Here is a 14,876-nt window from a genome sequence, read left to right as displayed (position 1 = left end):
AGGGTCGTTGTAGACGACGACGTTGATAGGCCACAGGTGTAAAGCCGGTGACGGCAAAGCCGAGTGGTACTAATCACCCGAAAGTTGACGTTCGGCGGGTTAGATGATACGTTTAACGTTCCGGGCCATTGTCAAGATGACAATGGCAATTGAAAATTGAAAGTTGAAAATTGAAAATGATGAAATGTCACCATTTTTGAAGAACCGACGTTAGATTTTCGATGCATGATAAAAATGATGAACTTTAAAAAGATATTGTCACTGTGGCGGGAGCGCCACGATGGAGTGACGGAAGCTTGGAGATAGTGATGATTGGGAATAATTTTCAATTTTCCATTTTCAACTTTCAATTTTATTAAACGGTGTCTATAGCGACGGTGATCCACCTCTTCCCATCCCGAACAGAGAAGTTAAGCCCGTTAGCGCCGATGGTACTGCCGAGAGGTGGGAGAGTAGGTCGATGCCAGATTTAGAGAAGAGCGATTCTGAAAAGAGTCGCTCTTTTTTTATGGTGCTAGGGATAGTATTTCAATTGTTTATCTATCTTTGTCGTGATGAGAATACGGACGAATATAATATCGATAGGTTTAATCCTGTTAGCGTTATTTATGGTAGCGATATACTTGATCGGTAAGAAGATCAGTGATGTCGGTAATGATATGAATAACGCGAACGTTCGGGAAGCATCCCGTTATCGGGCGGAGTCCGTGGCTTATGAATTCCGGAAAACAGAAGAATTACAGCGTTTGGCAAGAGAATTTTTCGGGCGAACGGAGTCATATAATGAGGTTGATTTAGTTTCTCTCATGCAGACCATGTTGCAGTTGGATCCGAAAATAAGTCGAACGTGGTTTTTCAGAGGTACAAAAGATTCCTTGCGTGTATTGGAACGCAATAGCTATGAGTTTCATCGGTTGAAACTCTCGGGAGTGGAATTAAAATATATGTATACCTTGTTGGATACAATGAAAGGGCATCATTATAGCGGGACGTACACGGAAGAAGGTAAGATTTACTGGTCGACGATAGAGGCGATAGAACCGACGGCATCCCGGAGGGCTCTTTTCGGTTTTGATATTCTGTTGACGGATTTACATTCTTACTTTGCCGAGGCGAGCGGAAAAGTTTCCAGTTACGTGTTTATCGTGAATGAACAAGGGATATTGCTTTCTCATCCTGACGAGAGATTGTTAGGTACATCTCCTTTTCCACGGGAAGAATTGGATACGCTGAGAGAGGTGTTGAAAACGAAGCACGAGTTGGAAATGATGGTGCATTCTGTCTTTCTATCTTCTCAGGTGCTCCGCATTTATTACCCGTTGACGATAGGGGAAGAGAAATGGGTGATTGCCGTGAACGTGCCCCAGTACGGGAATAAAGAGATTTTGGACGAGTTCCATAGATACACGTTAATGATCGCTTTGATGACGATTATAATATTTGCCGTGTTGCTTTTCTTTGCCCAGCATAAATGGCGGAAGGAGTATCGCCTAAGGCGTAAAATAGAGCGGGAATCCATGGAATTGCATTTGCAACAGTTGAAGAATCAGATTAACCCTCATTTCTTGTTTAATTCTTTGAACTCGTTGAGCGTTTTGATCGGAACGGATTCGACTTTGGCGAAAGAGTTCGTGTTGAAATTATCCAAGGTGTATCGTTATTTATTGGAAACGAGAAACGAGAGTTTATCAACGGTAAAGGAAGAGATTGACTTTACACGGCAATATTATTTCCTGCAAAAAATACGGTTCGGGGAACAACTGGATTTGACGATTCAAGTATCGCCCCTCTCTCTGGAGGCAAAAATACCTTCCATGAGTTTACAAATGCTCGTGGAAAATGCGATAAAGCATAATCTGGTCACGATTCAGAATCCGTTACATATTAATATACACGATGAAGGTGATTGGTTGATCGTGGAAAACAATTACCAGCCAAGAGGGGAATCCAGCGAGGCCTCTATGGGCGTAGGTTTCGAGCGGATTCGTACCATTTACGAGTTCTATTCCCCGGAAAAATTCGTATGTGGTTGTCAAAATGGTTATTACGTGTGTCGATTACCTCTTTTGAAAAATGGTTTATAACTAAAAATCGAATCTTCACTCCGTTTTTTCGGGGGTTCACTCCACTTTTATTTTTATTCAGCGAAATCTGTCTTAATATTGTATAGCATCAAAGAGTTAGACAGATTTAACGAATAAATAAAGTATGGCAAAAACAAAGACATTAATCTTAGGTGTGACAGTAATCATCGCGTTATTGTTGCTTTCCATGACGGGATATTCCCGTGAAAGACAAAAGAAGAATGAGTCTAAAGAAAAAACGGAAGTCGCCAAGAAGGATACTTATGGTGATTTAGTAAAAAAGGCAAAGGTGGCCGAAGGAATGATCAAGATTCTGACGGTCGAGAATGATTACTATTTTGAGATCGCCGATTCATTAATGGGACGTGATCTTTTGATCGTGAATAAAGTGTCGGGAGTGCCTTACGAGTTGAATGATGCGGGGTTGAACAGGGGAATGGAATATGACGATAAACTGGTACGTTTTTACAAAGACGAGCAATTGAATAAGGTTTGGGTGACGACGTACAACCCCAGAGTGAGTGCCTCGGAAGGTGATGCGATAGCGGAGTCGGTAAAGGCGAATTACCGGGAGTCGGTGATCGAGTATTTCCCGATAGAGGCTTACGGGAAAGATTCCACGTCCGTGGTAATCAAAGTAAACAAGATTTTTGACGGAAGCGAGAAGAGTTTTAATGATGTATATAATAGTATTTCTTTAGGGGGAACTATAAAGAAAGATTTATCAAAGATATTGAGTGTGAAAGTGTTCCCGTCTAACGTGGTGGTGAAATCGCTGATGACGACATCTGTGGTGGATGGTGGCGTGGCTGTCCCTTTGACAGTGGAGACGACGACTAATCTGGTATTATTGCCGGAGAAACCGATGAAGCCGCGTTTCGCTGATAACCGTGTAGGTTTTTTCACGACGGAACATGCTTATTTTAATGATGTTCAGCAAAAAGTAGAGAAACGGGAGTTCGTTCACCGCTGGCGGTTGGAACCGAAACCGGAAGATGTAGAGAAATATAGTAGAGGAGAGGTGGTAGAGCCTGTTAAACCTATCGTGTTTTATATCGATCCCTCGACCCCCAAACAATGGAGGGAGGAGATTAAAGCAGGAGTATTGGATTGGCAGGCCGCATTCGAGGCAGCCGGTTTCAAAAACGCTGTTATCGCGAAGGATGTCCCGGAAGGTGATGAAGATTTCGACATTGATGATGTTCGTTATTCTGTCATTACCTACGCGGCGTCTGAGCAAGCGAACGCCATGGGGCCCTCTGTGGTCGATCCTCGTTCCGGCGAGATTATCGAGGCTGACGTGGTATGGTGGCATAACGTGATGTCGTTGCTCCATTCATGGATACAGGTGCAAACGGGACCGATAGACCCGAGAGCACGGGGGAATAAATTGAGCGACGAGCATATGGCAAGTGCTATTCGTTTCGTGTCTTCCCACGAGGTAGGGCATACTTTCGGGTTGAAACACAACATGGGTGCTTCATGGTCATTCCCCACGGATTCTCTAAGATCCCCGAGTTTTACTTCCAAGATGGGGGGGACGGCAAGTTCTATCATGGACTACGCCCGTTTTAATTACGTGGCACAACCGGGAGACGGGGTGGTGGATATAACGCCGAAGATCGGGGTGTATGATAAGTTTGCCATTAATTGGGCTTATCGTTGGTTGGACACGAAGACTCCGCAAGAGGAATTGCCTGTATTGAACGGTTGGATTCGCGAACACGAGGGTGACCCGATGTACTGGTACGGGGAGCAACAAGACCCGAAAGACCCGATTGATCCGCGGTCACAGGATGAAGACCTTGGGGATGATGTCGTGAAAGCGAATCGTTACGGGATTATGAACTTGAAACGTATCGTGCCGAATATCGTGGCATGGACGGAAGAGGAAGGTGAAGGCTTTACACAAGCCGGCAGGTTGTTGATGGCGGTGATTAATCAATGGAAGATGTATGCCGGACACGTGACGGCAAACGTGGGAGGAATATATATAAACAATCCGGTGATGGGAAGTGCCGAGGATCGTTATGTCCCCGTTCCGAGGGAAAGACAGAAGGAGAGCGTGAAATACTTGATTGATGAAGTCTTTATCGTGCCGGATTGGTTGTTCGGGGCAGATGTATGGAAGAAGAGTTACCCGATACAAATGGGGGTAGAGTATTCTCCTTACACGGTAGCCCGGGAAATGCAGTACGCTACGTTTTATAATTTGTTGAAAGATGAACGTCTGATGCGTATGTTTGATGCTGAGGCCACGTTGGGTCGCGCCAAGTGTTACACGCCCGAGGAGATGTTCGCGGATATTCACAATGTTATATTTGCTAGTTCTAATGCGGGAAAGAATCTGTCCCTTTATGAAAGAATGACACAGAAGAATTTTATCGATGCCATCATTGTAAGCTCCAATAAAGCCGTGGAGAAAACAACGAAAAAGGCTTTGCACAATAATTCTAATACATGTTGCTTCGCGTCAAAAGAAGCGGCATTTAAAATAGAACCTAGAGAAGACGCTCAATTGAGAGTTTTACATTTCACTTCTATGGGACGGGTTTCCGAGGCGGTATCCGTGAAGAGAGGTGAGTTGTTGAAAGTCTTGAAATTGGCGGAAAGTAAGCGAAACACGGGCGACGTTGAGACGAGAAATCATTATGAAGATTTGATCATCCGTATCAAGGAAGCTTTGAACATGAGATAATTATTATACCTTTAACATACGAAGTAAACAAATGAACATGAGAAAGATTTTATTATTAATGGCGTTATTCTGTCCGCTTTGGTTGCTCGCTCAAAACGAGGGAGATTACCGAACAATTAAGGGCGTGGTAATGGACTCCGTTACGAACGAGACTTTGATTGGCGCGACAGTGGTTATTGATCCGGATGCCCCCGAATCCAAGAATTTAGGGCCTAAAGGAACAATCACGGATATTGATGGGAATTTTGAATTGAAAGTGCCTAAAGCCGTAAATTACGTGGTAATTAGTTTCATCGGCTATAAACCCTTGAAACTGGATATCTCCAAGAAAACGGAGTTTAAAGTGCTTTTGCAACCGGATCAGGAGCAATTGGAAGAAGTGGTGGTGACCGGGTATCAGCAGATAGAGAAACGGAAAGTTACTTCTTCTATCCAGACAGTGAAGATGGATGATATCAAACGAATCGGTGTCGCAAGTATAGATCAGTTGTTGGAGGGGCAAATTGCCGGTATGACATCCATTCCGACAAACGGAGCCCCCGGAGCTCCGAATAAGATGCGTATTCGTAGTACGGTTTCTTTGAGTGGTAGTACTGATCCGTTGTGGGTATTGGACGGTATGATTCTGGAAGGGAATGATATCCCAACAAACTTTGGTGACAAAGATAATATTGATAATCTGTATAATACTTCTATTGCAGGAGTGAATCCGGCGGATATTGAAGATATTACTATTTTGAAGGATGCTGCCGCTACTGCGATTTATGGTGCTCGTGCTGCAAACGGAGTAATTGTAGTTACAACGAAAAAAGGAAAAGCTGGAAAGATGCGTGTAAATGCTTCGGCGGCGATGTTCGTGACGACTAAACCGGATCTTGGGAAGTTGAATTTAATGAATGCTTCGGAGAAGGTTGATTTTGAATTGAGAATGGCAAGTGATCCAAATTTAGTGTATCGTAGCAATTATGGTAGTGTTGCTCGTATTCTTTCTAGCAAGGGAGAGCTATCTGCTTTTCAAGAAGGTGGTTTTAGTGCTTTGTCCACTGATTCACAATCTGAAATTAATGCATTGCGTACGAGTGGTTCTGATTGGGGAGATTTGGTGTATCAAAATGCAGTGAACCAACAATATAATCTGAGTGTATCTGGAGGAGCAGAGAATGCACGTTATTATGCTTCTGTTGGTTATTATAATGAAGAAGGAACTACGATAGGTACGGGATTCGAACGCTTTACGGGGACAATGAAGACAGATTTTGATTTGAGAGATAATTTGAAATTAGGGCTTTCTTTATTTATGTCTCATAGTAAGCGGAAAAGTTATATTACAGATTCAGATTCTTTCACGAATCCTTCCTATTATACGCGGAGCGTGAATCCTTATTTGAATGTTCGAGATGAAAATGGAAATTATGTCTATGATCAAGATATTAAAGGGTTGGATGATGCTTATCTAGAGTTCAATTTAATTGAAGAACGGGAAAATACAGATTATTGGTTGAAGAATTTAGCTTTCAAACCGATGATAACGCTGAATTACAAACCTTGGAGTTTCCTTTCTTTAACCACGCAATTTTATATGCAATTGGAGGATTCCAAGACCGAAAAATTTGCTGATGAAAATACTTATTTCACGCGGAAATATAGACAAGATGCGATGTATAATTCGGAGTCTTTTTTACCTAAAGGTGGAATCATTCAGAATTGGGCAGCTGATATGTCACAATACCAGTGGAAGATACAAGGTGAGTTTAGCCATGTTTTCGCAGAACGTCATGCCGTGAATTTTATGGCTGGGTTTGAAATGCGTGGAAATAAGAATACAAGTGTGCACACGAAAGGATTTGGTTTTGATTCTCGGGCATTGACAACGCAACCTATTGTTTTTCCGAATGGATTGAGTACTTCTACGATAAATTCTTCTAAATATCAGCAATACTTGAAAACCGAGACCCAAGATCGTTATTTATCTTATTATTTGACAGGTTCGTATACTTACGATAATCGTTATACTTTTTTTGGAAGTATGCGTTTTGATGGTTCCAATTTATTTGGTGTGGCTCGAAAATATAAATATTTACCACTTTGGTCTGCTTCAGCTGCATGGAATATAAATAGAGAGGAGTTCATGAAAGATGCCGAGTGGTTGAATGATTTGAAGTTGCGTGTATCTTATGGTCTACAAGGGAATATTGATAAAAATACATCGCCTTATGTAGTGGGTGATTGGACGACTTCAACTGTGTTACCAGGAAATTCAGAATCTTCGATTACAGTATCTACTCCTCCTAATCAAAATTTGCGTTGGGAAAAAACGAAAAACTGGAATCTTGGTTTGGATATGGCTGTTTTTAATAATCGTGTTTCTTTTAATGTTGATATTTATCATCGAAAGAGTGTCGATTTAATAGGAATGAGGTCTTTACCTTATGAAAATGGGTTTGCCACTTCTACTATGAACTGGGCTGAGTTGACGAACAAGGGGTTTGAGTTCGCAATATCAACAGTGAACATCAAGACACAGGATTTCCGTTGGGTGATGGATTTTAATATCGCAAGTAATAAGAGTAATGTCGATAAGATTCAAGTAGCCGATAATTCATGGACTCCTTCTCTTGAGGGACATTCTGTCGGCGCTCTTTTTAAGTTGAGAACAGCCGGTTTGGATGAAGACGGTCTTCCGATGTTTTACACGAAAAGTGGGGATAAAGTGAATTTTGAAACTCTTTTCAGTTTAACGGATGAATGGGGAATCGGTTTACCCACGATGGGATTGACGAATGCGGAGTATAGAGATCTTTTTGAATATGCGGGAACGAGTGAGCCTAAATTCACGGGAGGTTGGATTAATCGTTTCTATTATAAAAATTTTGACCTCACTGTGAGTTCAAGTTTTGTGATTGACCAGACTATGCAGGAAACACCTTTTTATTCTCCGAGCGAAACATCTCCGGGGCAGAATTACTCGAAACGTGTATCAGAGATTTGGTCTTCTTCCAATACCACCGGGAAATATCCGGCATTGGTAAGTTATGCGATGTATGATAATATGCGTTACGTGAATTACTATCAATGGGTAAACGGAGTGGATTCTGGTAACTCGTTTAAAAACTATGATTATTGGTACAAAGATATGAGTTACTGGAGAATAAGTAGTATCCGTTTGGGATATACTTTCCCGCGTGAACTTACCGATAAATTGAGAATCAGTTCAGCTCGAATTAGTTTTGAGGCTCGGAATCCTTTCGTGGTTGCATCAAGCTACAAAGGGTATTTTGATCCCGAAACTTGGGGAAATATATATACGCAGCCTCTTGCCAAGACATTCTCCGTAGGTTTAGATGTATCATTTTAAGATAGATAATCATGAAAAAAATAATATATATAATCAGTTTATTTACCCTTTTTGCGTCTTGCGATTATTTGGACGTGAAACCTGTTGGTAAGGTGATACCAGAGAAGGTTACTGAATTTCGTGCATTGCTAACCTCTGGTTACAATACAGTATCTAGTTATAAATATTTATTAGCTTTTCGTTCAGATGAAGTTATTCCAATTGGAACGGAAGATGCTTATGCACAGTTGATCGATTTTGCAATTTGGAATGATAATTCGGTGAACATGATGGCTTCCTACCCGTGGAGTACTCCGTATAAAGCTATTTTTTATGCGAATAGTGTTATTGCGGATGTGATGGATGCAGAAGTTGATACGCAAGATGATTCTCGGGAGCAGATATTGGGAGAGGCTTATTTGTTGCGGGCATACATGCATTTTGATTTATTGAATCTTTATGGAATTCCCTATAATATAGCTACGGCTGCGACGGATAAAGGTATTCCGCTTGCCTTGAAGATAGATATAGAGCAATCTTATACTCGGGCGACGGTTGAGAAGGTATATGAGCAAATATTTGCGGATATTGCAGAAGGGCAGAGATTATTAACAGTTGATGAACAAGAATCTTCAATTTTATACCGTTTTTCCAAGAAATCGGCTAAAGCATTCGAGGCTCGTGTAAGGCTTTACCATCAAGAGTGGGAAAATGCCATGAATTTGGCAGAGGAATTGCTGCCTACTTGTCCATTAGAAGATATGACAAGTGGGGCTGCAATGGAACCTTATAATATTAAATCGCATGAAGCGATCCTGTGTCTAGAAGAATGGGGAAGTAGGGATATATCAAGATATTCACAACTTCTTCCTACATTGCAAGAGAAATATAATGCAGAAAATGATTATCGTTTTGATATGAATTTTACTCTCGGAGATGGTGGAAAATATGAGCCTACAAAGGGAGGCGAAAATTCAAATTATAAAGTATCCATTCGTTCTGCAGAAATTTATTTGATTGCGGCAGAAGCAGCAGTTCACGTGGAAGGAAAATTGGAACAAGCGAAAACACGTTTGAAAGAATTGTTGAAGACACGCTTGAAAAAGGATTATTATTTAGAGCGGGCTGAAACGATAGATCGTATGTCAAGCGAGGAATTACTTGTCGAGATTATGAATGAACGTGCTAGAGAGTTGGCACTAGAAGGAGGACATCGTTGGTTTGATTTGCGGCGTACAAATCGTCCTGAAATAGTAAAAGTTTACACGGATGACAAGGAGACAGTGCAGTCAGCTACATTGATGAAAGATGATCCTCGTTATACGATTTCATTACCGCAAGAAGCCACAGAGAATAACCCGGATTTGAGAAATTAATCCGAGTAGCAATTAGGTTTAGGTTAGTAGTTGGAAATCCCGCATGGTTATGTAATATGACCGTGTGGGATTTTGTTGGTAAATAGAAATGTGTATTTTATAAATTTTTTCTCTATTTTTGTGGATATGGAATCGGGGATATAACCTGATGGGTATTTATCAAAAATAGCTTATGAATGCAGTTATCATTGAAGACGAGTATCTTGCGGCATCGGAATTGGAGAGGTTGTTGGGGGAGGTGGCTCCGGATGTTGCTATTTTGGCGAAGTTGGATTCGGTGAGCGAGAGTGTGAAATGGTTGAGGAAGAATAAGGTGGATGTGATTTTTATGGATATTCATCTGGGGGACGGGCAGAGTTTTGATATTTTTGAACAGGTGGAGATCACGGTTCCGGTGATTTTTATCACGGCGTATGACGAGTATGCGTTGAAGGCGTTTAAATATCAAGGGATAGATTATATTTTGAAGCCGTTTGACAAGGATGAGTTGATGAATGCGTTGAGTAAACTGGATTCGCTTTCCGCCACGAATGCGCCTTTCCCGGCTGCTTCGTTGACGGTGTATCAAGAACGCTTTTTAGTCACCGTGGGAACGAAGATGAAGTCCGTGGCGATAGGTGACGTGGCTTATTTTATGGCGGACGGGAAGTATCTGGTACTTTTTACCCGGGACGGACAGAATTTTATCCTTGACCAGACGATCAGCGGGATCGAGTCGAAGTTGAATCCCACGCGGTTTTTCAAGATTAACCGGAAGTTTATCATCAGCTATGATGCTATCAAGGAGATGGTGAAGTATTCCAATAGTAGGATAAAAATTATTTTGTCACCCTTGCCGCCGAGCGGAATAGAGGCAATCGTGAGTTCCGAACGGATACAGGAGTTCAAGCAATGGTTGAACCAATAATAACGAAAAAAGGCTGTGTCCATCGTGAACACAGCCTCGTCCCTATTGATTACCCAGTTGTTTTTATTTGTTTTAATTTCCCATGAATACGATACCCACGCTAATCGTGAAGTTTTGCATGGCTTCTACTTTTCCGGCTTTCGTGCCGTAGGTGTATTTCGCCCCTATGTTGAACGCAAACTGATCGTTTACGGGGATGATAGTACCTATTTCAGGAGCGAAGGCGAATTGCCATTTGGAGTTCGTGGAGCTGAATTGTCCCACGTCCAGTTTCATTTCCGTCCAGCTTGTTCCGACACCTAAACCGAAATAAGGTCTGAATGTACTGTTTTGATCCGTGAACCAGTAACGCCCGATAGCCATGATGGGCACTGTATTGACGTAGCGGTATTGATAACCGGTGATGGTGTGAATGTCGCTGCTACCTTTGAATTTGAAGTTACCACTCATTTTTCCTTTATCTTTGTAGTAGGTGTTCCAGCCGATCATACCTCCGACAGAGAATCTTTCTCCCAAGAATTGATGGTACTCGAGGTCCATACCTCTGAAACTCATTTTACTCGCAAAATCGTGCATTTTGCCAAACGGGGCAGACATCTGGTAGTTCAAGTTCAGCATCTGTCCTTTTACCAATGGGCTTAACCCGAATAGTATAAGCGATATAATTAATAACTTTCTCATAATCGTTTGAATTTTAAATTGACAATTAGTGATCTACTCTATTGCTTTTTCAAATACGGTGATTGAACGAAGCATTGGTCGATGGTTGATTCCATCCTGTCAAGAATAGATTGGGCAGAGCCTTGTAACAAGCCGTCGGCAACACCACTCCAGAGTACCGGAATTTTCTTGTTCGCACTTGTCGGGGCGGTTTGGTCCGCGGCGATCATATCGATCACGATAGAACCACTTCTGTAAGAGTACACGGCAACAGGATACCACGGGTAAGAAGGTCCCCAACCCGGTCCCCAAGTCGGACCCCAAATCCAGTCCCAACCCGGATACCAACCCCAGTAGTTGTACCAGTAGTCGTTCCCGTAATAATAATTCACGTTAGAGAAAGCTGATACGGTGACAATGAAACTCGGTTGTTCATCGCTTTCGCTTTGCGGGTCGATGTAGGTGTAACCTAGCTGAGTGAAATTGTCTTTTACCAGTTGTAAGATTTGCGGATCGTAAGTGTGATTCGGTGTTTCTCCTTGAGCCACGAAATAAACGATCGTATCGGGAAGTGAGAATGTAGTGTACTTGGTGAAGTCTGCGCTCTTGTCATAATTGGTTATGGCAACATCCATCTCCTTCACTGTGTCTGCGCCTCCCGGGTAACATGAGACCAGAAACTGTGCGAACAGTCCGATGCATGATAAAAAAAGTAAACGTTTCATACTGTGTTAGTTTTAGTTTAACAATTGTTGCTAATATATTTTATCTACAACGAGATAATCATTACAAGCGACAAGTATCAAGTTCTTGAGCGCTTGTGTGAGGTTGTATACGCCGACGCGGGCGATAGGTTTCAGCTTCGCCAATTATTTTTTTACGTTGATTTTAAAGATAATCTATTCAGGGGTAGTAGCTAAGATCAAGCGGTATTTATGGTCTTTCGCGATGTTCATTACTTTCACGATTTGTTCTAGAGGCACTGATTTGTCGGCTTGCAGAGAGATACAGGGATCTTCCTGTTCTTTTAGTTCTTCCACTAATCGGCGTTCGAGCATGGAGAACGGGATGACCTTTTCGTTCAGGTAAAAAGTATAATTTTTATCAATAGAAACGACAACAATCGGTCTGTCGGAAGTTTGGTTTGTACTTTGAGGTAATAGCAACCTTAGGGCGTTGGGGTTGATCAACGTGGACGAAACCATGAAAAAGATCAGCAGTAAAAATACGATGTCGGTCATGGACGACATGTTGAAGTTCGGGTTGATTTTACTTTTGCGTTTGATTGCCACGATTTATAATTGAGAATTTATAATTGAGAATTATTTCTTTCGGAGGCAAAGATTGATAAACTCGGAGGAGTGGTGTTCTATACGGAGAACGATTTTATCGACTCTTGCAACCAAGAAATTATAAGCTAATTGTCCGATGATACCAACGATAAGTCCTGCCACGGTGGTGATCATTGCCGTGTAAATACCGCGGGACAGGAGGGTGATATCGATGTTACTTCCTGCCATTGACATGTCATAGAAGGCTTGCACCATACCGACTACGGTTCCGAGGAACCCGATCATGGGTGCGACTCCGGCACAAGTTGCCAGTGTGGGTAAGCCTTTTTCCAAAAGGGCTACTTCATAGTTGGCCGTTTCTTCCATGGCTTGGCGTATTTCACTCGGGGCTTCTCCCTGCATGACGATACCTTTGGCTATTGTCTTTGATAAAGGGCTTGCTTCCGCTTCACATTCGGCAAGCACAGCTTTCATGTTATCGTTTTGGATATATTCCTTGATTTTTTGCATGAACGCGACATCGTTTATACCCGTCTTGCGGAATAACCAATAACGTTCACACGCGATGTAAATGGCTATGATGGATAGAATGAAAATCGGGATCATCAGCCAACCGCCTTTTACGACCATCCCCCACAGGCTCATGTCCGTGTTCGTTGCCGGGGCTGCAAGGATTATAAATGTTGTGTACACCATGTATTCTTTATTTTGTCGTGCGAAGATAATGTTGTTTTTGTGAACCTGCAAGAAAATGAGTTTATAAGGTTATAAACTTTATGAACCTTATAAACTTTATGAACTAGAGGAGAGTCTTTTCGACTCTCCCTAATTTTTATCTCGATCTGATTTCTTTTCTCATGAATGAGGCGTATGATAACGCGAAGCAGATCACGGTAGCGGCGATCAGTCCCGTGAGTTGTGGCCAGACGACCATCAAGCTCTGCCCGAGTGGTAGCGGGCTGGGGATAGCGCCGTGTACTTGTTCCATGGTTAGCGGTCCCAAGCTTCTTACCGAGGGCATCAATAACGTGGTGGTTGCCTCGTTGAAAAGCATACTTGGGGCAAAACGCAACAGGTTGAGCATGAATCTCTGGTAACTGATGACTTGGTACGTGCTTGCCATTGCCGAGGGGCTAATGGCTTTTCCGACCAGATTGACGATCATGTTATAGAAAACGCTGAAAAATAACCATACCGCGATGCATGCCAAGGCGGAAGTGGCAGCTTGTTTGAATTTAATCGAGAAGAAAATCGACAGGTTCAACCAAAATGCCACGTACACGATACTTACCCCGATGAAACATATAATACGTAGGAATTCTTCTGCTGTCGGGGGAATCCCGATGGCGATCAACCCGAATCCCATCACCATGAATGCCAGTGCGAACAGCATGACCCCGATAACGATCAAGGCTCCCGTGAATTTGGCGTTAATCAAGTAATCCCGATGTATCGGTTGGGATAAAACCCGACTCAGTGTTCCCTTGTTTTGCTCGGAATTGATGGCGTCAAAACCCAGTGCTATCCCGAGTAGTGGTCCCAAAAAACTGATAAAAATCACGAAAGAGGGTAATGTCCCGTCAGACACGGTGAATAGTTTCAAGAAAAGAAACGAACCGTCGGGATCGTTGGGTTTTATCGCTGCCCCTATATTGGTCAGTGCCGTGTAGAGCGAACCCATGCAAGTCAGGGCGATGATGGCTATCAATATGATGAAACGCCAACTTCTGACATGGTCGGCCACTTCTTTACGGACGATAACCCAGAATGGACGTTGTATTCTACTCATGGCTTTTTCCTCCTCCGAAATAACGGTTATACATGTTTTCCAACCCGTGTTCCTCGGTTTGCAATTCGGCGATGTTCACTTCTGCCAGAAGTTTTCCCGCCCCGAACAACCCTACCCGGTCGCAAATTTGTTGTACTTGATCCAGATGGTGGGACGAGAAAAGTACGGTCAGCCCGTGCTCATCCCTCAGTTGCCGGATGAGATCCATAAATTCTTGAACTCCGGCAGGATCGATACCGGACGTGGGTTCATCGAGAATGATGACTTCCGGTTTCTTGATCAGTACATCGGCTAAGCCAAGACGTTGGCGCATACCGCGGGAGTATTTCCCTGCCTTTTTTTTCGTGTCGAGGGGTAATCCTACCCGTTCAAGTAATTCTTGTGCTTTTGTTCGGGCTTCTTTCTCGTCGATACGATTGAGGCGAGCCGTGTAGAGCAGGTTTTCGATACCGGTCATGTCATCGTAGAAACCCACGTCTTCGGGGAGATAGCCAACCTTCTCCCGTACTTGTATGGGGTTGCGGGTGGAGTTGATGCCGCATACTTTCACGTCTCCGGATGTAGGGTCGGTCAACCCGAGCATCATCAATATTGTCGTGGATTTTCCGGCTCCGTTCGGTCCCAGTATTCCGAAGATCTCTCCCTTGTGCACGGTGAGGTTGATATGATCCACTGCCGTGAATTTCCCGTATTGTTTCGTTAAATCATGAAGTTCGATAATGGGTTCGTCCATGAT

The 14,876-nt window shown here is 42.8% G+C and carries 11 protein-coding genes and 2 rRNA genes; 7 read left to right on the top strand and 6 right to left on the bottom strand.

Features of this window, described 5'->3' with window-relative positions; genetic code table 11:
- The 7 genes from H8S64_RS15185 to H8S64_RS15155 form a co-directional block, all read left to right on the top strand.
- Nucleotides 1-92: ribosomal RNA gene (locus tag H8S64_RS15185) — 23S ribosomal RNA — on the top strand; the annotation flags it as partial.
- 266 nt (nucleotides 93-358) lie between these two features.
- Nucleotides 359-469 (top strand): 5S ribosomal RNA (rrf, locus tag H8S64_RS15180).
- A 139-nt stretch (nucleotides 470-608) separates the two neighbouring features.
- Entirely contained in the window at nucleotides 609-2,084 is a 1,476-nt protein-coding gene (locus H8S64_RS15175; RefSeq protein WP_176554946.1) for a histidine kinase, read from the top strand.
- Between the two features lie 124 nt (nucleotides 2,085-2,208).
- On the top strand, nucleotides 2,209-4,782 hold the full coding sequence (locus H8S64_RS15170; protein WP_186977122.1) for a zinc-dependent metalloprotease: 2,574 nt from the start codon (nucleotides 2,209-2,211) through the stop codon (nucleotides 4,780-4,782).
- A gap of 37 nt (nucleotides 4,783-4,819) precedes the next feature.
- Nucleotides 4,820-8,137 (top strand): SusC/RagA family TonB-linked outer membrane protein, encoded by a 3,318-nt coding sequence (locus H8S64_RS15165; RefSeq protein WP_186977119.1) that lies wholly within the window; start codon nucleotides 4,820-4,822, stop codon nucleotides 8,135-8,137.
- 11 nt (nucleotides 8,138-8,148) lie between these two features.
- Nucleotides 8,149-9,492, top strand: coding sequence for a RagB/SusD family nutrient uptake outer membrane protein (locus H8S64_RS15160; RefSeq protein WP_186977116.1), 1,344 nt, complete (start codon nucleotides 8,149-8,151; stop codon nucleotides 9,490-9,492).
- 172 nt (nucleotides 9,493-9,664) lie between these two features.
- A complete protein-coding gene (locus H8S64_RS15155; RefSeq protein ID WP_186977114.1) occupies nucleotides 9,665-10,399 on the top strand; it encodes a LytR/AlgR family response regulator transcription factor in 735 nt (244 codons plus the stop codon).
- A 72-nt stretch (nucleotides 10,400-10,471) separates the two neighbouring features.
- Here H8S64_RS15155 and H8S64_RS15150 read toward each other — a convergent pair whose 3' ends face one another.
- From H8S64_RS15150 to H8S64_RS15125, 6 genes are all read right to left on the bottom strand, one after another.
- On the bottom strand, nucleotides 10,472-11,080 hold the full coding sequence (locus H8S64_RS15150) for an outer membrane beta-barrel protein (protein WP_227217709.1): 609 nt from the start codon (nucleotides 11,078-11,080) through the stop codon (nucleotides 10,472-10,474).
- A 38-nt stretch (nucleotides 11,081-11,118) separates the two neighbouring features.
- Nucleotides 11,119-11,784, bottom strand: a complete 666-nt coding sequence (locus H8S64_RS15145; protein WP_099290787.1) for a DUF4136 domain-containing protein — start codon at nucleotides 11,782-11,784, stop codon at nucleotides 11,119-11,121.
- A 174-nt stretch (nucleotides 11,785-11,958) separates the two neighbouring features.
- Entirely contained in the window at nucleotides 11,959-12,351 is a 393-nt protein-coding gene (locus H8S64_RS15140; RefSeq protein WP_099290786.1) for an ExbD/TolR family protein, read from the bottom strand.
- A 30-nt stretch (nucleotides 12,352-12,381) separates the two neighbouring features.
- On the bottom strand, nucleotides 12,382-13,047 hold the full coding sequence (locus H8S64_RS15135) for a MotA/TolQ/ExbB proton channel family protein (RefSeq protein WP_186977112.1): 666 nt from the start codon (nucleotides 13,045-13,047) through the stop codon (nucleotides 12,382-12,384).
- Between the two features lie 136 nt (nucleotides 13,048-13,183).
- Nucleotides 13,184-14,140 carry an ABC transporter permease gene (locus H8S64_RS15130; protein WP_099290784.1) on the bottom strand — a complete coding sequence of 319 codons (957 nt, stop codon included), beginning with the start codon at nucleotides 14,138-14,140 and terminating at the stop codon, nucleotides 13,184-13,186.
- A complete protein-coding gene (locus H8S64_RS15125; RefSeq protein ID WP_186977110.1) occupies nucleotides 14,133-14,873 on the bottom strand; it encodes an ABC transporter ATP-binding protein in 741 nt (246 codons plus the stop codon). Before H8S64_RS15125 ends, H8S64_RS15130 begins: the two co-directional genes overlap by 8 nt.
- Between the last annotated feature and the right edge of the window lie 3 nt (nucleotides 14,874-14,876).

It is taken from the genome of Butyricimonas hominis (assembly GCF_014287455.1).
In the GTDB taxonomy this organism is placed as follows: Bacteria; Bacteroidota; Bacteroidia; order Bacteroidales; family Marinifilaceae; genus Butyricimonas; species Butyricimonas muris.
Note: the sequence above shows the minus strand (reverse complement) of the source record. Positions and strands in the feature narration are given on the sequence as shown.

Bases quoted from the DNA above. Each gene is read 5' to 3' on its own strand.
- H8S64_RS15160 (WP_186977116.1), top strand. From the start codon at position 8,149: ATGAAAAAAATAATATATATAATCAGTTTATTTACCCTTTTTGCGTCT.
- H8S64_RS15170 (WP_186977122.1), top strand. From the start codon at position 2,209: ATGGCAAAAACAAAGACATTAATCTTAGGTGTGACAGTAATCATCGCG.
- H8S64_RS15155 (WP_186977114.1), top strand. From the start codon at position 9,665: ATGAATGCAGTTATCATTGAAGACGAGTATCTTGCGGCATCGGAATTG.
- H8S64_RS15145 (WP_099290787.1), bottom strand. From the start codon at position 11,784: ATGAAACGTTTACTTTTTTTATCATGCATCGGACTGTTCGCACAGTTT.
- H8S64_RS15165 (WP_186977119.1), top strand. From the start codon at position 4,820: ATGAGAAAGATTTTATTATTAATGGCGTTATTCTGTCCGCTTTGGTTG.
- H8S64_RS15130 (WP_099290784.1), bottom strand. From the start codon at position 14,140: ATGAGTAGAATACAACGTCCATTCTGGGTTATCGTCCGTAAAGAAGTG.
- H8S64_RS15150 (WP_227217709.1), bottom strand. From the start codon at position 11,080: ATGAGAAAGTTATTAATTATATCGCTTATACTATTCGGGTTAAGCCCA.
- H8S64_RS15135 (WP_186977112.1), bottom strand. From the start codon at position 13,047: ATGGTGTACACAACATTTATAATCCTTGCAGCCCCGGCAACGAACACG.
- H8S64_RS15175 (WP_176554946.1), top strand. From the start codon at position 609: ATGGTAGCGATATACTTGATCGGTAAGAAGATCAGTGATGTCGGTAAT.
- H8S64_RS15125 (WP_186977110.1), bottom strand. From the start codon at position 14,873: ATGGACGAACCCATTATCGAACTTCATGATTTAACGAAACAATACGGG.